The organism is Micromonospora sp. RB23, assembly GCF_053585025.1.
Window position 1 is genome coordinate 6382155 of sequence record NZ_CM132111.1, and the last position, 18779, is coordinate 6400933.

At 71.3% G+C, this 18779-nt stretch carries 14 protein-coding genes; 10 read left to right on the top strand and 4 right to left on the bottom strand.

Features of this window, described 5'->3' with window-relative positions:
* Positions 1–18 precede the first annotated feature (18 nt).
* Genes ACTFTM_RS29130 through ACTFTM_RS29145 form a run of 4 tightly spaced genes read left to right on the top strand, consistent with a single transcriptional unit; the run spans position 19 to position 4200 of the window.
* The gene (locus ACTFTM_RS29130) at positions 19–1347 is read left to right on the top strand and encodes an ABC transporter substrate-binding protein (protein ID WP_449563519.1); all 1329 of its coding nucleotides are present in this window, start codon (positions 19–21) and stop codon (positions 1345–1347) included.
* 6 nt (positions 1348–1353) lie between these two features.
* A complete protein-coding gene (locus tag ACTFTM_RS29135; RefSeq protein ID WP_435208100.1) occupies positions 1354–2319 on the top strand; it encodes a carbohydrate ABC transporter permease in 966 nt (321 codons plus the stop codon).
* Between the two features lie 10 nt (positions 2320–2329).
* Entirely contained in the window at positions 2330–3181 is an 852-nt protein-coding gene (locus ACTFTM_RS29140; protein ID WP_449563520.1) for a carbohydrate ABC transporter permease, read from the top strand.
* On the top strand, positions 3178–4200 hold the full coding sequence (locus tag ACTFTM_RS29145) for a glycoside hydrolase family 43 protein (protein WP_449563521.1): 1023 nt from the start codon (positions 3178–3180) through the stop codon (positions 4198–4200). Before ACTFTM_RS29140 ends, ACTFTM_RS29145 begins: the two co-directional genes overlap by 4 nt.
* A 43-nt stretch (positions 4201–4243) precedes the next feature.
* Here the strand turns inward: ACTFTM_RS29145 and ACTFTM_RS29150 are convergent, their stop codons facing one another.
* A complete protein-coding gene (locus ACTFTM_RS29150; protein WP_449563522.1) occupies positions 4244–5740 on the bottom strand; it encodes an amino acid permease in 1497 nt (498 codons plus the stop codon).
* 199 nt (positions 5741–5939) lie between these two features.
* Here ACTFTM_RS29150 and ACTFTM_RS29155 point away from each other — a divergent pair, with 199 nt between their 5' ends.
* The gene (locus ACTFTM_RS29155; RefSeq protein WP_449563523.1) at positions 5940–7592 is read left to right on the top strand and encodes a family 10 glycosylhydrolase; all 1653 of its coding nucleotides are present in this window, start codon (positions 5940–5942) and stop codon (positions 7590–7592) included.
* Between the two features lie 177 nt (positions 7593–7769).
* On the top strand, positions 7770–8309 hold the full coding sequence (locus ACTFTM_RS29160) for a phospholipase (protein WP_449563524.1): 540 nt from the start codon (positions 7770–7772) through the stop codon (positions 8307–8309).
* A 103-nt stretch (positions 8310–8412) separates the two neighbouring features.
* Here the strand turns inward: ACTFTM_RS29160 and ACTFTM_RS29165 are convergent, their stop codons facing one another.
* Complete coding sequence (locus ACTFTM_RS29165) at positions 8413–11235, bottom strand: ATP-binding protein (protein WP_449563525.1); 2823 nt, start codon at positions 11233–11235, stop codon at positions 8413–8415.
* Between the two features lie 153 nt (positions 11236–11388).
* A complete protein-coding gene (locus tag ACTFTM_RS29170; protein WP_449563526.1) occupies positions 11389–11601 on the bottom strand; it encodes an FmdB family zinc ribbon protein in 213 nt (70 codons plus the stop codon).
* 37 nt (positions 11602–11638) lie between these two features.
* On the opposite strand from ACTFTM_RS29170, the gene ACTFTM_RS29175 reads away from it, so the two are divergent.
* From ACTFTM_RS29175 to ACTFTM_RS29185, 3 genes are all read left to right on the top strand, one after another.
* Positions 11639–13243, top strand: a complete 1605-nt coding sequence (locus ACTFTM_RS29175) for a lytic murein transglycosylase (RefSeq protein WP_449563527.1) — start codon at positions 11639–11641, stop codon at positions 13241–13243.
* Positions 13244–13315: 72 nt separating this feature from the next.
* Positions 13316–14332 (top strand): GNAT family N-acetyltransferase, encoded by a 1017-nt coding sequence (locus ACTFTM_RS29180; RefSeq protein WP_449566763.1) that lies wholly within the window; start codon positions 13316–13318, stop codon positions 14330–14332.
* 91 nt (positions 14333–14423) lie between these two features.
* Positions 14424–17702: a lamin tail domain-containing protein gene (locus ACTFTM_RS29185; RefSeq protein WP_449563528.1), complete on the top strand. Its 3279-nt coding sequence runs from the start codon at positions 14424–14426 to the stop codon at positions 17700–17702.
* 97 nt (positions 17703–17799) lie between these two features.
* On the opposite strand, the gene ACTFTM_RS29190 is transcribed toward ACTFTM_RS29185, so the two are convergent.
* Positions 17800–18147 (bottom strand): MerR family transcriptional regulator, encoded by a 348-nt coding sequence (locus tag ACTFTM_RS29190; RefSeq protein ID WP_449563529.1) that lies wholly within the window; start codon positions 18145–18147, stop codon positions 17800–17802.
* A 57-nt stretch (positions 18148–18204) separates the two neighbouring features.
* Here ACTFTM_RS29190 and ACTFTM_RS29195 point away from each other — a divergent pair, with 57 nt between their 5' ends.
* Complete coding sequence (locus tag ACTFTM_RS29195) at positions 18205–18777, top strand: NADPH-dependent FMN reductase (protein ID WP_449563530.1); 573 nt, start codon at positions 18205–18207, stop codon at positions 18775–18777.
* Positions 18778–18779: the final 2 nt, after the last annotated feature.

Here is an 18779-nt window from a genome sequence, read left to right on the forward strand (position 1 = left end):
TCCAAGGAGAGATAAAGCATGATCCAGAACGACATGAGCCGGCGACGCCTGCTCGGCCTCGGTCTCGGAATCGGCGCGGCGGCCTCGCTGACCCTCGCCGGCTGCGGTGGAGGCGACAACGCCTCCGGCCCGGCCGCCGGCAACGGCGGCAAGGAGTACACCGGCCCCAAGGTCGACCTGAAGCTGTGGAACGGGTTCACCGGCGGCGACGGCGACATCTTCAAGGCGCTGGTCAACCAGTTCAACACCGAGCACAAGAACATCGCGGTGTCGGTGGCCACGTACCAGTGGGAGGACTACTACAACAAGCTCCCCGGGGCGGCCTCCAGCGGCAACGGTCCGGACATCGCGGTCATGCACATGGACCAGCTCGCCACCTTCGCCGCCCGTGGCGTGATCACCGAGCTGGACGACGTGGCCAAGAACCTGGAGCTCTCCGAGGGAGACTTCGCCCCGACCGTGTGGAAGGGCGGGCTCTACAACAACAAGCGGTACGGCATCCCGCTGGACATGCACCCGCTGGGCTTCTACTACAACAAGGCCGTCATGCAGAAGGCCGGCCTCGACCCGAACAAGCCGCCGACGACGAGGGACGAGTACACGGCGGCCCTGGTCGAGCTGAAGAAGGGCGGCGTGCAGGGCTTCTGGGTGAGCCCGTTCCAGTTCACCGGCGGCATGACCTTCTACTCCGTGCTCAACCAGTGGGGCGCCACGCTCTTCGACGCCGAGGTGGCGAAGGCGACGTTCAACTCCGACCCGGCGGTCGAGGCGTGCACCTGGCTGGTCGACATGATCAAGCAGGGTTACTCGCCGGCGAACGTCGGCCAGGACGCCGACTACCTGGCGTTCAAGAGCGGCAAGAACGCCTTCACCTGGAACGGCATCTGGCAGATCAACGACCTCAAGAAGAGCCCTGAGGTGCAGTGGGGCGTCGCCCCGCTCCCGCAGATCGGCAGCAAGCCGGCGGCCTGGGCCAACTCGCACAACTTCACCATCGTGAAGCAGCGGGCCAACGACGCCAACAAGGTCTCCGGGGCGAAGGTCTTCATCAACTGGCTCAGCCAGCACTCGCTGGACTGGGCCAAGGGCGGCCAGATCCCAGCCCGCAAGGAGGTCCGCGAGGGCGCCGAGTTCAAGGCGCTGCCGGAGATCTCGTCGCTCGCGCCCGAACTGGAGTACGCGGCGTTCCCGCCGGCGGCCCCGGGCCTCGGCGAGGTCATGACGACCTTCTACAACTCCTTCAACGAGGCCGCGCTGGGCAAGAAGTCGCCCAAGCAGGCGCTCGACGACGGCGTGGCGAAGGCCAACAAGCAGCTCGAGGACAACCGCAAGAAGTACGGGAGCTGATAACCCGTGGCGGACGTGATCGAGGTCGGGGCGGCGCGCGGTGACGCGCCGCCCCCGGCGGCCACCGCAGCCCGCCGGGGCGCCTCGCCGCGCCGGACCGGACGGGCGACGCCGTACCTGTTCCTCGCCCCGTACCTGGTCCTGTTCGGGGTATTCGGCCTGCTGCCGATCGTCCTGGGCCTCTGGCTGAGCGTGCACCAGTGGGACTTCCAGCTCCCCAACCGGCCGTTCGTCGGGCTGGACAACTACAAGCAGCTCTTCTCCAGCGACTCGGCCGTCTACGGCGACTGGTGGCAGAGCGTACGGGCCACCGCGATCTTCACGGTGCTGTCGGTTCCACTGCTGGTGGTCGTACCCCTGGGGTTGGCTCTGCTGTTGAACCGCTCGTTCCCGGGCCGGACCTTTTTCCGGGCGATCTACTTCGCCCCGTACGTCCTGGGCGTGGCGGTGATCGGCCTGCTCTGGCGGTTCCTGCTCGACGCCAACCTGGGCCTGGTCAACCGGCTCCTGGGTGTGGTCGGGTTGCCGTCGGACACGCCCTGGGTGACGAACATGCCCTGGGCATGGATCTCCCTGGTCGGGGTGACGGTCTGGTGGACCTCCGGCTTCAACGCGGTGATCTACCTGGCCGGCCTCCAGGACATCTCGCCGGAGCTGTACGAGGCGGCCCGGGTGGACGGCGCGACCGCCTGGCAGCGGTTCCGCAACGTCACCCTGCCGGGCCTGCGTCCCGTCCTGCTGTTCGTGATCACCACGACCGTGCTCGCTTCGGCGAACATGTTCGGCCAGTCCTTCCTGATCACCCAGGGGACGCCCGGCACGGAGACCCGCACGGTGGTGTGGTTCATCGTCGAGGAGGGCCTGCGCAACAACAACGCCGGCCGAGCCGCCGCGATGAGCATCGTGTTCGCCCTGATGCTGGCGGTCGTGAGCATCGCCAACTTCCGCCTCTTCCGCTACCGGGAAGACTGAGGGGACCGCCATGACGACACCCACGCGGACGACCCGCGGTGCCGCCACCGGCCGGGTCGCGCTCTACGCCACCCTGGTCGCGCTGGCCCTGATCTTCCTGGTGCCGCTGGCGTGGATGGTCATCACCTCGTTGAAGACCTACACCGCCGCCCAGCAGATCCCGCCGAGCTGGCTGCCGAACCCGCTCTCCGGCTACGGCTACGAGCAGATCCTCAACAACTCGGCGAACCCGGTGCTGCGGTGGTTCCTCAACAGCATGGTGGCCGCCACGCTGCACGCCCTGCTGGTGCTGGTGACCGCCTCGATGGCCGCGTACGCCCTGGCCCGGCTGAAGTTCGCCGGTCGCGGGGTCAGCTTCGCGCTGATCGTCGGGACGCTGTTCATCCCACCGACTTCGTTGATCATCCCGAACTTCCTGATCGTCGACCAGCTCAACTGGATCGACACGCTCGCCGTGATCGTGGTGCCCGGCGCGGCAAGCGCGTTCGGGGTCTTCTTCCTGCGGCAGTTCTTCCTCTCGCTCCCGAACGAGTTGGAGGAGGCCGCCACCCTGGACGGCGCCAACCAGTGGCAGATCTTCTACAAGGTGGTCCTGCCCCTGTCGAAGCCGGCGCTTGCCACACTCGCCGTGCTGTCGTTCCTGACCAACTGGAACGACTTCCTGTGGCCCATCTTCGTGCTGTTCAGCCCGGAGAAGCTGACCCTGCCGCCGGGCCTGGGCCTGCTCCAGGGCTCGTACGTCACGGACTACCCGGTGATCATGGCGGGTGCGGTGCTGGCGAGCCTGCCGGTGCTGATCCTGTTCGTGCTCGCGCAGCGGCACATCATCCAGGGTGTCTCCCGCAGCGGCCTGAAGGGATGACGCGGGCAGATGCCCGGCGAGCGGGCGCGGCGGCGGTCACCCTCGTCGCCGCGCTGCTCGTCGCGGGCTGCGCCGCCGACAGCGAACCCACCACCAACAGCGGAAGCGACTCCACGATGTTCACCAACCCGGTCGTACGCACGGACGCCCCGGACCCGCAGGTGATCCAGGTCGGCGACACCTGGTACCTGTTCCACACCAACTCGCAGGGCCACAACGTCCCGGTGCGCACCTCGTCGAACCTGGTCGACTGGACGGAGGCCGAGGACGCCCTGCCGGCGCTGCCGGACTGGGCGGACGCCGGCAAGACCTGGGCGCCCGAGGTCATCCAGCTCGCGCCGGAGAGGTTTCTGCTCTACTACACGGTCGCCGGCCGGGAGTCCGGTCGCCAGTGCGTCGGGCGGGCGGTGGCCAGCGCGCCACAGGGCCCGTACTCCGACGACGCGTCCGGCCCGCTGATCTGCCAGGCCGAGCTGGGCGGGGCGATCGACGCGAGCCCGTTCCGGGACACCGACGGCAGCCTGTGGCTGCTGTGGAAGAACGACGGCAACGCGATCGGAGTCGACACCTGGCTGTGGTCGCAGCGCCTCTCCGACGACGGTCTGACCCTCGTCGGTGAGCCGACCAAGCTGCTCAAGCAGACCGAACCGTGGGAGGGCACCCTGATCGAGGGGCCGTTCTTCCACCGACAGGACGGTCGGCTGTACCTGTTCTTCGCCGCCAACGCCTACGACCGTGCCGAGTACGCCGAGGGCTACGCGGTCTGCGAGAGCCCCACCGGCCCGTGCGTGAAGGCCACCGAGAACCCGATCCTGAAGAGCACCGACGCCGCCTCCGGCCCGGGCCACGCCTCGATGGTGGTCAAGGACGGCCGCACGTGGCTCGTCTACCACGCCTGGCCGCCCGGCCAGGAGGGCAGCACCGACCCGGGCCGGCAGGTGTGGCTCGACGAGGTGACCTGGGTCGACGGCAAGCCGGTGGTCAAGGGTCCGACCGGTACGCCGCAGAGCCGTCCCTGACCCGATCGTGCCCAGGGGCGCTTCGGCCCCTGGGCACGTCCGGTCAGGCGCTCGGCTCGCGCTGCTCCGGCGCGACGGCCGGTTCGTGGCGGGCGAGGCGGTTACGGCGGTAGCCGTAACCGAAGTAGATGATCGAGCCGAGCAGCATCCAGGCCAGGAACCGCAGCCAGGTCTCCACGGACAGGTTGAGCATCAGGTAGAGGCAGGCGACCGCCGAGACGATCGGCAGCACCGGTGAGAACGGCACCCGGAACGGCCGCTCCAGGTCCGGACGCTTGCGGCGCAGGATCGGCACCGCGATGGAGACCAGCACGAACGCGCAGAGGGCGCCGATGCTGACCAGGTCGGCCAGGGCGGAGAGCGGCAGGAATCCGGCCAGCAGCGCGACCGCGACCGTCATGATCGCCGAGATCCGGTACGGGGTGCCCCAGCGCGGGTGCACGGCCGCGATCGAGGGCGGGATCAGCCCGTCCCGGGCGATGGCGAAGCCGATCCGGCCCATCGCCACCAGGTCGACCAGGATGACGCTGGTCAGGCCGGCGACCGCCGCGATGGAGACGAGCGTCGCCGCCCAGCCGGCGCCCACCGACTCGAACGCCGACGCGATCGGGGCGCCCCGGTCGATCTCGGTGTACGGCACCATGCCGACGACCACCAGCGAGACGCCGATGTACAGCACGGTGGAGATCAGCAGCGTGCCGAGCAGGCCCAGCGTGAGGTCCCGCTTGGGCTTGCGCGTCTCCTCGCCCAGGTTGGCGACGGCCTCGAAGCCGGTGTACGCGAAGAAGACCACCGCGGCGGCGCTGAGCACCCCGACGAAGCCGAACACCGACGGCTCCAACCCGAACAGCGCCTGCGTCACCGGCTGCTTGATGCCGTCGTCGCCGCTGCCGGCGGGCTCGGCCGGCGGGATGAACGGGGTGAGGTTGGCGGCCTTGACGAAGAAGAGGCCGGCGACCACCACGAAGACGCAGATCGCCACCTTGACCAGCACCAGCAGGTTGGTGATCCGGGCCGACTCCCGGATGCCGACGATGGCGACAATGCCGAGGATCAGCACGATGGCGATGGCCCCGACGTTGACGACGCTGCCCTCCTCGCCGAACCAGCGGGTCGGCAGGTCGAGCAGTTCGGCCAGGTAACCGGACCAGCCGCGGGCCACCACGGCCGCGCCGAGCGCGAACTCCAGGAGCAGGTCCCAACCGATGATCCAGGCGACGATCTCGCCCATCGTCGCGTACGCGTAGGTGTAGGCGCTGCCGGCGGTCGGAACGCTGGACGCCAGCTCGGCGTAGCAGAGGGCGGCGAGCAGGGCCACCACCCCGGCGATGGCGAAGGAGATCACCACGCCCGGTCCGGCGCTGTCGCGGGCCTCGATGCCGGTGAGCGTGAAGATGCCGGTGCCGATCACGATGCCGATGCCGAAGCCGGTGAGGTCGAGCGCCCCGAGCCGCCTCTTGAGTCCGACTCTGCCGTCGGTGCCGTCCGCCTCGCCCTGGGCTATGACGTCCTTGATCGGTTTGGTTCGCAGCACGGACATGCGCTCACCCCTTCACACCCGCGCGACCACCACCGTGGCGGCCGGTGACCGGCGTTGCTACCCAGCGGAACGAATGGTCAACCACGAACACTTGCGGCGGCGTCGCGATTGTGAAAATTTCCTTCTGTACGCAGATAGGCAGCGGCGAATCTTGCCGCATCCAGACTGCACCGGGAGCCCCAACGAAGGGACATACCGCATGAAAGCACTCCGGCTCACCGCCGCCGGCCTGGCCGCGGCCCTGCTCGGCTCACTCGCCCCCATCGCCCCCATCGCCTCCGCCAGCGCCTCCACCCCCTCCGCTGACTGCGTCACCAACCCGGCCACCCCCAAGCGACAGTTCCGGGCCATGTGGATCTCGTCGGTGGTCAACATCGACTGGCCCAGCAAGGCCTCCCAGACGAGCCCCGACCGGATCGCCGCCCAGCAGGCCGAGTACCGCGACCTGCTCGACCTCGCCGAACGACTGCACCACAACGCGGTCGTCGTACAGGTCCGCCCCACGGCCGACGCGCTCTGGCCCTCGGCGTACGAGCCGTGGTCGGAGTACCTGACCGGCGTACGCGGCCAGGACCCCGGGTGGGACCCGCTGGCCTTCCTCGTCGACGAGTCGCACCGGCGCAACCTCGAATTCCACGCCTGGTTCAACCCGTACCGCGTCTCCATGCCGGCACCCGGCGGCGCCGGCGCCGACGTCAGCCAGCTCGCGCCCGGGCACCCGGCACGGCAGCACCCGGACTGGACTTTCGCCTATCCGCCGGCCGGCGTCGCCGGCAGCCGGCTCTACTACAACCCCGGAATCCCCGAGGTACGCGAGTTCGTCCAGACCGCGATGATGGACGCGGTCCAGCGGTACGACATCGACGGTGTCCACTTCGACGACTACTTCTACCCGTACCCCAGCGGCACCTACCAGGTGCCCGACGACGCCACCTTCGCGGCGTACAACCGGGGCTTCACCGACCGGGCCGACTGGCGGCGGGACAACATCAACCTGCTGATCCAGGAGATGAACGGCAAGATCAAGGCGGCGAAGCCGTGGGTGAAGTTCGGGGTCAGCCCGTTCGGCATCTGGCGCAACGCCAGCGCCGACCCGCTCGGCTCGGACACCACCGGCAGCCAGTCGTACGACATCATCTCCGCCGACACCCGAAAGTGGATCAAGCAGGAGTGGATCGACTACGTCGTGCCGCAGCTCTACTGGTACATCGGCCAGTACCCGGCGGCCGACTACGCGCGCCTCGTGCCGTGGTGGGCCGAGACGGTGCGCGGCACCCGGGTGCAGCTCTACATCGGCCAGGCCGACTACAAGAGCGGCGACCCCGCGTACGGGCCCTACTGGCAGAACCCGCGTGAGCTGTCCGACCACCTGACGCTGAACCGGTCGTACCCCGAGGTGCAGGGCAACGTGCACTTCTCCGCCGTCCAGGTACGGGCCAACCGGCTCGGCGCCACCGACATCTACGCGGCCGAGCACTACTCGCGCCCGGCCCTCGTACCGGCCATGCCGCACCTGCCGGCGAAGCCGCTGCTCCCTCCGGTGGTCACCAGGGTCGCGCGGCAGGCCGACGGCGTCCGGCTGACTTGGCGTCAGCCCGCCGACGGCAGGGGCCCCCTCGGTACGGCCACGTCGTACGCGATCTACCGCTTCGACGGGACCACGCTGCCCGGACGGTGCGCCACCGCGGACGCCACCGGGCTGGTCGACACCGTGCGGGCGACCCCCGGCGTCGTGCAGTCCTGGGTGGACACCTCGGCCGAGCCGGGCCGGCGCTACACCTACCGGCTGACCGCGCTGGACCGGACGGCCAACGAGAGCCCGGCCGGTCCGCCGGCGTTCCTGCTGCACTGATCAGGTCCAGTGAATGCCCCGGGTGCACCCGCGCCCGGGGCATTCGTCTGTTTCGACGCATGTCACCGATAGTTGGCGCGGCACATACCGGCCGGCTGATCAGTTGATCGAAACTTGTCGACATCCGGTGACCAGCCGGTAACTTCCGTCCCACCGCACACCCCGCGGAGGTAAACCGTGCCCCGACGTCTCGCCACCCTGTTCGCCTCGGGCGCGCTCGCGCTGCTCGCCACCCTCGCCATCGCCTCCCCCGCCGCCGCCGTCACCCCCGCCGAGAAGCTGTCCGTGCTGTCGAGCTGGACCCAGACCAGCGCGTCCAGCTACAACTCCTGGAACAGCGCCCGCCTCAACCGGGCACCCTGGGCCGAGTACAACTTCGTCTGGTCCACCGACTACTGCTCGTCCAGCCCGGACAATCCGCTCGGCTTCACCTTCAACCTGAGCTGCTACCGGCACGACTTCGGCTACCGCAACTACAAGGCGGTCGGCCAGTTCTCGGCCAACAAGGCCCGCCTGGACAGCGCCTTCTACGCAGATCTGAAGCGGGTCTGCGCCACGTACAACACGGTCGTCCGCCCCGCCTGCTACAGCCTGGCCTGGACCTACTACCAGGCGGTCCACATCTTCGGCTCGGTAGCCGCCGTCCAGCAGGCCGACATCGACCGAGCCGCACAAATGAAGGCCCAGGCCGAATCCCAAGCCCGCACCCGCGCCTGACCCCCAACCCCACCCCACCCCAGCGCGGTGATCAAGAGGTTGGCGTCAGCGGAGGCGCGAATTCTGACGCCAACCTCTTGATCAACAAGGCTCAGGGCTGGGGTTAGGCGTGTTCGGTTTTTGTGGCCGGGTGTTGGGGTGGGGTGGGCTGGGACAGGTCCGTGCTGAAACGGGTCGAGTCCGCCGCCAGGTCTGGATGTTCCACGTCGAGCGCGAGCGCCACCGCCTCGTCCAGGCTCAACTCGGCGCCCTCCGCGTACGCGTCGTCGAACGCCCCGTCGCCCATCATCGCCCGCAGCTCCGCCTGCTGGTCGGCCCAGTAGCCCCCGTGGATGCCCGGCGTCGCCCGCATGCTCGCCCGGGTCACCTGCGCCGCCCCGAACAACCGCGCGGCGGTCGACCGGTCGCCACCGCGCGCGCACCGCACCGCGATCGCGTTCAGGGTGTCGCAGGCCCGGCCGTGGTAGCCGTGCCCCATCCGCGAACGCAACGCCACGAGCAGGTGTTCGTGCGCGGCAACCACATCACCCCGGGCCAGCGCGACCATCCCGAGCAGCATGTCCACCGACCGCCGGCCCCGCTCGACCGGACGGGCGGCCTCCACCGGACGCGCCGCTCCCAGCAGGTCCGCCGCCTCCTCCAGCGCACCCCGCCGCCAGAGCAGTTCGGCCAGGCTGAACACCGCGAACAGCGCCTCGCCCACCACGTCCTGCCCGTGCGCCCAGTCGATGACCTCCCGACAGACCCGCTCGGCCTCGACGAACTGGCCCATGTCCACGAGTGGCGCGGCCCGGCCGGCGAGCACCCGGGCCAGCAGGCCGGCGTCACCGGCCTGCCGGGCGGCGGCCTCCGCCCGCTGCGAGTACCGCAGCTCCTCCGCGAACTCGCCGTCGGCGCCGGCGTGCAGCGAGTGCATGTGGTACGCCGCCGCCAGCTCCGCGTCCGGAATCCGCTCGCCCGTCTCGGCGATCCGTCCGTACAGCCGGAACAGCCAGAGCCGGCCCTCGCGCGCCAGCCCGCGCTCGCGCCACCACTGGTCGAGCCCGCCCGCGAGACGCAGACCGGCGCGGGCGCTGCCCCCGGTGGCACACCACCGCAGCGCGGCCCGTAGCTCGTCGGCCAGCGGATCGAGCGTGTAGAGCGACAGCGTCACCGGTCGCCCGTCCGGGCCGAGGTGGGCCCGTTCCAGGGCGTGTGCCGACCAGGCCACGTGCCGGTCCCGGGCGGCCTGCTCCTCACCCGCCTCAGCCAGCCGCCGCGCCGCGTACGCCCGGATCGGGTCGAGCATCCGGTACGAGCTGCCGGCGGCCCGCGGCTCGGCCAACACCATCGACTTGTCCACCAGCACCGACAGCGGATCCAGTGGGTCGTCGCCCAGCAGCCACTCCACCGTCGGCAGGTCCACCGGCCCCGCGAAGACCGCCATCCACCGCAACAGCCGCGCGGCCCGGGGCCCCAACGTCCGGTACGACCAGGTGACGGTGGCCTGCATGGTCAGGTGCCGTTCGGTGGCCGACCGCTGCACGGCTCTGCTCGCCGGGGTCGGCGGCGGCGTCCCGATCGCCGCGGCCACCAGGTCCACGGTGTCCTGCTGGTTGCCGGACCAGCCCCGCTCCACCGGCGGCGGCTCCGGATCCTCCCGGCCGGCGTCCAGCGTGCCGAGGACGTCGTCCAGCCGTTCGGCGAGCTGGCCCACGGAGAGCACCCGCAGCCGGGCAGCCGCCAGCTCGATGGCGAGCGGCAGCCCGTCCAGCCGCTGCACCACCCGGCGTAGGTCGGCCGACTCGGCCGGGTCCGGCTGCCGGCCCCCACGGGCCGCCGCCGTGCGGTCCAGCAGCAGCGCGACCGCGTCGCTCTCCGCGCCGTCGGCACGCCTGTCGACCGAGAGCGGCGGGATCCGCCACACCACCTCGCCGGGCAGGCTGAACGATTCTCGGCTGGTCGCCAGCACCCGCACGCCACCCCCGCCGGAGAGCAGCCGCGAGATGACCTCTCCGCAGGCGGCCGGTTGCGAGTCGCAGGTGTCCAGCACGACGAGCATCCGGCGGGCCGCCGCGTACTCGACGAGCGTGTCCAGCATCGGGCGGCCCGGCTCGGGCCGCAGCCCGAGCACCGCGGCGATCGCGAACGCCACCAACCCCGGGTCGGTCACCGAGGCGATATCCACGAACCAGACCCCGTCGGGGTACGCCTCGACCACGCCGGCGGCCAACTCCACGGCGAGTCGGGTCTTCCCCGCGCCGCCCGCGCCCAGCACCGTGACCAACCGGTGCCGCTCCACCAGCTGACTCAGCTCGGCGCGCTCGACCTGCCGCCCGACGAACGAGGTCACCTGGGTCGGCAGGTTGTGCGCCACCGCGTCGGCGGTACGCGGTCGGGGGAACTGCCGCTCCAGCCCGGGAGCGACCAGTTGGAACAGCCGCTCCCGGTCGTCGAAGCCACGCAGCCGGTGCAGGCCCAGGTCCAGCAGGGTGGCGCCCGGTGGCAGCGGGTCGGCGCGGCGGGCCGTGGACGCCGAACAGAGCACCTGACCGCCGTGTGCCGCCGCGGCCACCCGGGCGGCCCGGTGCACCTCGGGACTGGCGTACTCCCCGTCGCGGGGCTCGGCGTAGCCGGTGTGCAGACCCATCCGCACCCGGGGCGCGGCCTCCTCGGTCGGCCAGTCGTGGTTCGCCAGCGCCCGCTGGGCGGTCAGGCAGGCCGTCAGGGCCGCCGCCGCGTCATCGAAGGCCAGGAAGAACGAGTCGCCTTCGGTCAACAGTTCGGCACCACCGGTGGCGGCCAGGGTACGACGCAGCAGCCGTCGATGCTCGGCGAGCACCGGGCGGTAGTCCGCGCCGAGCAACTGGGCCAGCCGGGTCGAGCCCTCGATGTCGGTGAACACGAAGGTCACCCAACCGCTCGGGAGCTGGATCCGTGGCGACATGCGTGGAACCTCCGCCCGTGACGTCGGGTTCATGCTGCCTGAGTCCGAGCGGTCACGCATCGTGAGAACGGCCGGGCACGTGCCGACTCAAGGTGCCACTCGAACCCGGTCCCGGCAAGGCCGGTCCACGAGTCTGCCGCCGAAACCGCCGGGTCAGCAGCCGCAGGCGCCACCGCAGCAGCCGCCGCCACCGCCGGATGTCTGCGCGGCGCCGGTGCCGCGACCGGTGACCGACACCGCCGAGAGCAACTTGACCGTGTCGGCATGGCCCTGCGGGCAGCTTGCCGGCGTTCCGGCCTCCGCCATCGGACGGTTGACCTCGAAGGTGTCGCCGCAGGCGCGGCATCGGAACTCGTACCGGGGCATGCCACCAAGGGTACGTGCACCTGACGTCCGCCGGAACATGAGTGATACTCGACGGGTGGTGGACGGCGAGGACAAGACGCGTGTGCAACCGCTTCGACCGGCCGCGCCGCTGGACGGGCCCCTGGCGGAGTCGGGGGCCGCGCCGGATCCGGCGCCTCCGGCCGTACCTCGCCCGCGTCGGCCCTGGCTGAGCAGCGACAGGACGGACGCGAAGACCGCAGCCCCGGCCTCGGATGACGCTGCTCCTGGATCGACAGTCGACGGCCCGGCCGCTGACCGGCGCGAGAACGCCGCCGACGACGACACCGCCGCGAAGGCGGCCCCCACCGCCGATGCCGCCGACGCCGGCACCGCCGGTACGGACACCGCCGACGCGGACCGGGCCGAGGGAGGCACCGACAGCCCGCCGCGCGACGGCACCGACGGCGACGACACGACGAAGGCCAGCGCCACCGCCGCCCCCGCGAAGACCGACACGGCAAGCGTCAGCAGCACGACCGCCGACACGGCGAAGGCCAGCGCCACGACCGCCGACCCGGCGAAGGCGGAGACGGGCGACGCCAAGGTCGACACCGCGAAGACCGGCGACGGGACAGTCGCGGCAGCCGCCACCGACCTGACGGCGACCAAGGTGGACGGCGTCGCGGCCGTACCGGCGGTCACGCCCGGTCGGCGGCGGCGCGTGCCGTTCGCGCATGCCGTACGTCTGCCACCGCCGCGCCAGGCCGCGGTGACCGCCGCCCGGGCGACCCGCGAGTGGTCCCGCCGGCCCAGCGGGCGGCTCACCGTGCCCGGAGTGTTCCTGCTGGCCCTGGTCGCGGCGACCGCCGCGGCGGGAGCGCTGCTCGTCCCGGCGACCATCCGCGGGTCGAAGCCCGTGGCCGTCGACGCCTCGGCCGCGCCGACCGTGGCCGTGCCGCCGGCCCTGCCGCTCGATCCACGGCCGACCGGTCCGCTGCCCAGCGGGGCGGTGCCGACGGGTGTGCTGCCGACCGCGCCGCTGCCCACCGGGGCGTTCCCCACCGGCGTCGTGCCGACCGGGCCGACCATCGCTCCGCCGGTCGGCGGTCGTCCGTCGGACGCGCTGGCCGGTTGGGCGCAGCAGGTCGGGGTCAAGGTCGGCATCCCGCCGGCCGCCATGCAGGCGTACGGGTACGCGGAGCTGGTGCTCGCCCAGACCCACCGTAGCTGTGCCCTGAGCTGGACGACGTTGGCCGCGATCGGTCAGGTCGAGTCCGGGCACGGTTCGGCCAACGGCGCACGGTTGGGCGCCGACGGAAAGGCGCTGCCCAAGATCATCGGTCTACCGCTGGACGGCAATGGCGGCCGGATGCGGATCATCGACACCGACCGCGGCTCGCTCGACAACGACAGCACCTACGACCGGGCGATCGGGCCGATGCAGTTCATCCCGACGACCTGGCAGGAGATCGGGGCCGACGCCGACCAGGACGGGGTCAAGGACCCGCACGACCTGGACGACGCGGCCCTGGCGGCCGGCAACTACCTCTGCAAGGGTGGCCGCAACCTCAGCATCCCCGGCGACTGGTGGAACGCGATCCTGTCGTACAACGACGTGCGGCGGTACGCCAAGGCCGTCTACGACACCGCTGACCGGTACGGACGGACCAGCCGCCGGTGATGTGATCGTCCGCGTACATTGGAGGACCGGACACTTCCCCCGGGCAGCCGTTAGCGGCAAGCTAGACGCGTGATGGTGCGCGAGTGGGACCCCAGGACCGCCTCGTCCGCCGAGATCGCGTCGCTGTTGACCACGTTGAACGCGGTACTCGCGGCCGACCTGCCGCAGGACCCGCCGTGGCGGGAGACGTCCCTGCGGGAGTATCTCGCCGAGGTGATGCCCGGTGAGCGGCGGATCTCCTGGCTCGCCCAGGCCGAACCGAGCGCTCCCGGCGAGGTCGGAGCGGTCCTCGGTCAGGTCCACGTGCTGCTCCTCGGTGACATCGGTGTGCTCGAGGTGCTGGTCCACCCCTCCGTACGACGCGGCGGCCTCGGTCGTGACCTGGTCCTGCGCGCGGCCCGGCGGGTCTATCAGGAGGGCTTCCGGTCGATCGGCGTCGAGGTGGTCGGCGACACGCCGGCCGTGGCCTTCTACGAGTCGCTCGGCTTCAGCCGGGAGTACGTGGAGACGCGCAGCGTGCTCGACCTGACCTCGGTGGACTGGGCCGAGTTGACCGAGATGGCCACCGGGATCGGCGCGGGATACCACCTGGAGTTCTATCCGGGCGGGCCGCCGGACGACCTGATGGAGTCGTACGCGCGGGCCAAGGCCGAGGTGCGCGACGTCGAGGACGGCGAGCTACGTCCCAGCTCCTACGACCCGGAGCGCCTGCGGGACAGCCTGGACACCCTGCACCGGCGCGGCATGAAGCCGTACATCGTGCTGGCGCGGCACGAGCAGAGCGGTGAGGTGGCCGGCCTGACCGAGGTCGTGGTTCCCGCGCAGCACCCGACCCGCGCCGACCAGTACGACACGATCGTCGCGCAGGACCATCGGGGTTACGGCATCGATCGGGCGATCAAGGCGCGAATGCTGCTGGAGTTGCGCTCCGCCGAGCCGGAGCTGGCCGAGGTGCAGACCTGGAACGCGCAGGCCAACGAGGCGATGCTCAAGGTCAACGCGGAGCTGGGTTACCGGCCCGACCGGGACTGGTGCGAGTACAGCGTCGACGTCGCTGAGCTGGTGCACCGCCTCGATCCACCGCGCTGAGGAATTCACGAAAGTGTCCACTGGGGGATGGACGGTGGACAGTGGGGCACCTTAACGTTCGTTGACCCCGTCCACCCATCGTGGAGGCCCTATGCGCCCGCGCCGCACCACAGCCGCGCTCGCGATCGCCACCGCCGCAGTGACCGTCACGGCCCTCGGCGTCACACCCGGCGCGGCCAGCGCCGCGCCCACCGACCTCTTCATCTCCGAGTACGTGGAAGGCTCGTCGAACAACAAGGCGATCGAGCTGTTCAACGGCACCGGTGCTCCCGTCGACCTGACCGCGGGCGGTTACCAGCTCCAGCTCTACTTCAACGGCTCCCTCACGGCGACCACCATCGCGCTGACCGGGACGGTCGCGGCCGGGGACGCCTTCGTGTTCGCCAGCGCCTCGGCCGGCGCGGCGATCCTCGCCCAGGCGGACCAGACCACCGGGGCGAGCCTGTTCAACGGCGACGACGCGATCGTGCTGCGCCGCGGCACGACCGTGCTCGACTCGATCGGCCAGGTGGGCGTCGACCCGGGCACCGAGTGGGGCACGGGCGCGACCAGCACGGCGGACAACACGCTGCGCCGGCTGCCCTCGGTGACCGCGGGCGACACCGACCCGTCGGACGCGTTCGACCCCGCCGCCCAGTGGGCCGGCTTCCCGGTCGACACCTTCGACGGGCTCGGCTCGCACACCGTGGACGGCGGCGGGCCGGTCGACGTCCCGGCCACGCTCACCTGCGGCGGCCCACTGGTCACCGCGTCGGGAACGGCGTCGAGCCGGGAGGTCACCGCCACCGACCCGGACGACGAGATCGTCGACCTGGCGGTGACCGGGGTCAGCCCGACCCCGGCCAGCGGCTCGATCACCCGTACCGCGTTCACCCCGGCCGACGCGGTGGGCGGCACGGCCCGCGCCACGGTCGGCGTGAGCGCCGACCTCACGGCCGGGGCGTACACCGTGACCGTGACCGCGACCGACGCGGGCGGTGGCACCGCCACCTGCGCGCTGGCCGTGCAGGTGACCCGGGAGCTGACCGTCGGCGAGGTGCAGGGCCCGACCACCGACGCCGAGTCCGGCCCCGCGGACCGGTCACCGCTCGCACCCGCGAGCGGCAACGGCACGAGCAGCACGATGTACGACGTCCGTGGCGTGATCACCCAGCGGACGCTGGCGCGTACGTCGGCCGGCGCGGAGCAGAACGGGTTCTTCCTGCAGAGCCGCAGCGGCGACACCGACGGCGATCCGACCAGCTCCGACGCGATCTTCGTCTTCATGGGCACGTTCGGATCGCTGGTCGGCGGCTACGTGCCGACGGTCGGCGACGAGGTGGTACTCCGGGCGCGGGTGTCGGAGTACTACAACTTCACCCAGCTCTCCGGCGCCTCGCTGGTCCGTCGGATCGCCACCGGCCTGGACGTGGACACGGCGGTCCCGGTTGCCGACGCGACGCCTCCGGTCGAGGTGACCGAGGCGCAGCGCTGGTGGGAGCGGCACGAGGGGGCCCGACTGCGGGTACGGGCGGGCAGCGGCGCGGTGAGCGGCCGCGACGTCTTCTCGTCCACGGCCGACGCCGAGCTGTGGGTCGTCGACCGGGACGACCCGCTGTTGGACCGTGCCGACCCGTACGCCCGGAGGGTCTTCCGGGACTCGCACCCGCTGGACAACGACCCGACCCGGCGCTTCGACGACGGCAACGGACAGCGCGTGCTGCTCGGGAGCATGGGCGTCAAGGCCACCGCGGGTGACAGCACCGCGCTGCTCCCGCCGGCGCACACCTTCGACACGCTGCGCGGCGACGCGGTCGGCGGCGTCTACTACTCGTTCGAGAAGTACGGCGTCCAGGTCGAGCGGGCCGAGTTCGACGCCGGGGCCGACCCGTCGAAGAACAACCCGCCGAAGCCCGCCGACCGCTCCCAGGAGGTCGCGGTCGCGACCTACAACGTGGAGAACCTGTACGACTACCGCGACGACCCGTTCGACGGCTGCGACTTCACCGGCAACGCCGGCTGCACCGGTGTCAGCCCGCCGTTCGACTACGTGCCGAGCAGCGAGGCGGACTACCAGCAGCACCTGACGTCGCTCGCCGACCAGATCGTCAAGGACCTGCACGCACCGGACCTGATCCTGGTGCAGGAGGCCGAGGACCAGGACATCTGCACGGTCTCCGGAACGGCCCTGGCCTGCGGCGACACCAACAACGCCGACGGCGCTCCGGACAGCATCCAGGAGTTGGCGCTCGCGGTGGCGGCGGCCGGTGGGCCGGCGTACGCCGCTGCCTACGACCGGACCGGCGCGGACGCCCGCGGGATCACCGCCGCGTTCCTGTACCGCACCGACCGACTGTCGCTGGCGTCCGCGACGGCGGGCGACCCGCTGCTGGGCGCGACTCCGACCGTCCAGTACCGCGCCGACGGCCTGCCGGGCAACGCCGACGTGCAGAACCCCAAGGCGCTCAACGCGGTGCTGCCGTCCGACGTGGACACCTCGACGGGCAAGGACGGGAACAACGTCTTCACCCGGGCGCCCCAGTTGGGCAAGTTCAGCGTGGCCGCGGCGCCGGGCTCGACCGAGCGGTTCACCCTGTACGCGCTGAGCAACCACTACTCCTCGGGCCCGGACAGCCGGATCGGGCAGCGGCGGGAGCAGGCGGCGTACGGAGCGGCGATCGTGACCGCGATCGAGGCGGCCGACCAGGACGCCCGGGTCGTGTACGGCGGGGACCTGAACGTCTTCCCCCGCCCGGACGATCCCATCGCCACGGCCGCCCAGCCCACGCCGTCGGACCAGCTCGCTCCGCTGTACGAGGCGGGTCTGCACAGCCTGTGGGACAACCTGGTGGCGGAGGTGCCGGCCTCGGCGTACTCGTACAGCTTCGAGGGGCAAGCGCAGACGCTCGACCACCTGTTCGTCAACGACGCGCTCTACGGCGACCTGGTGCAGGTGCGGGCGGCGCACATCAACGCCGACTGGCCGGCGGAGTTCTCCGGTGACGGCTCGCGGGGTTCGAGTGACCACGACCCGCAGGTGGCGAGGTTCCGCTCGCGGGCGTCGTTGACCGTCGCCGACACCGCCGTGGTCGAGGGCGATCAGGGCACCCGACATCTGGTGTTCACCGCCACCGTCTCACGGCCGCTGTCACAGCCTGTGCTGCTGTGTGCCGCGACCGTCGGTCTCACGGCGCAGGTGGGCTCGGACTTCGACCCGTACGCCGGCTGCAAGGTGTTGGCCGCCGGTGACACCTCGGTGACCTTCCCGGTCGGCGTGCGGGGTGACCGGCGGCGCGAGTCGGACGAGAAGCTGACCCTGCTGGTGGCCGGCGTGCCCGGCCTGCGGCTGGCCGACCCTCTGGCGACCGGAACCATCACCAACGACGACTGACGGCCCGCGCGCCGGTGCGCTCGATCAAGGATGTAGTGGTCTCCGCCGATCAGGAGGCCACTACATCCTTGTTTTCGCAGGAGTCGCCCGGGCGGGGTCAGAGGTCGCAGAGGCGGCGGCCGGAGCGGATGTCGTCCAACGCGGCGTGCAGGTCGCGGATGCGCCGCTGGGCCTCGGCGGTCAGCCGATCGTGCAGGCCCTGCCAGTCGGCCGGCTGGGGGTCGGGTGGCAGGGCCGCGAGCAGGTCACGGATCTCGTTGACGGTCAGGCCGACGCGCTGGGCCACCCGCGCCACCCTGATCCGGCAGGCCGCGTCGACGTCGAAGCGCCGCTGGTTGCCGCCGGTGCGGGCAGCCGTGATCAGGCCCTGCCGCTCGTAGAACCGCACGGCGGAGCCGCTGACCCCGCTCTCCCGGGCCACCTCGCCGACCGTCAACGTGCCCATCGCCGCTCCCCCGCCGCCATTGACTTCACCATTACTTCAAGTCCTAGCGTCCGAGGCATGACTACGCAAGAGGACACCTCGCCGACCGTCGCCGTGCTCGTCGGGAGCGTCCGGCAACCTCGGGTGGGCCGCTCGATCGCCAACTGGTTCGTCGCGCACGGGAGCCGCCGCGCGGACCTGGACTTGGACCTCGTCGACCTCGCCGAGGTGGCGCTGCCGTTCGCCGACACCCCTCCCGGAGGCAACTCGGCCAGCCCGATCAGCGCCCGGTTGGCCGCCGCCGACGCGTTCGTGGTGGTGACGCCCGAGTACAACCACAGCTTCCCGGCCGCCCTGAAGAACGCCATCGACTGGCACTACCGGGAGTGGGCCCGCAAGCCGGTGGCCTTCGTGTCGTACGGCGCCAGCTCCGGCGGCATCCGCGCGGTGGAGCAGCTCCGGTTGGTCTTCGCCGAGGTGCAGGCCGCCACGACCCGTTCCGGGGTGGTGCTCCGGGCACCCTGGGAACGACTCGACGTCGACGGTCGACTGATCGACGACGAGCCGCTGCGGCAGGCGGCCGACGCCACGCTGAGCGAGCTGGCCTGGTGGGCCGAGGCGCTGCGCACCGCGCGCCGGGCCCGGCCCTGAGC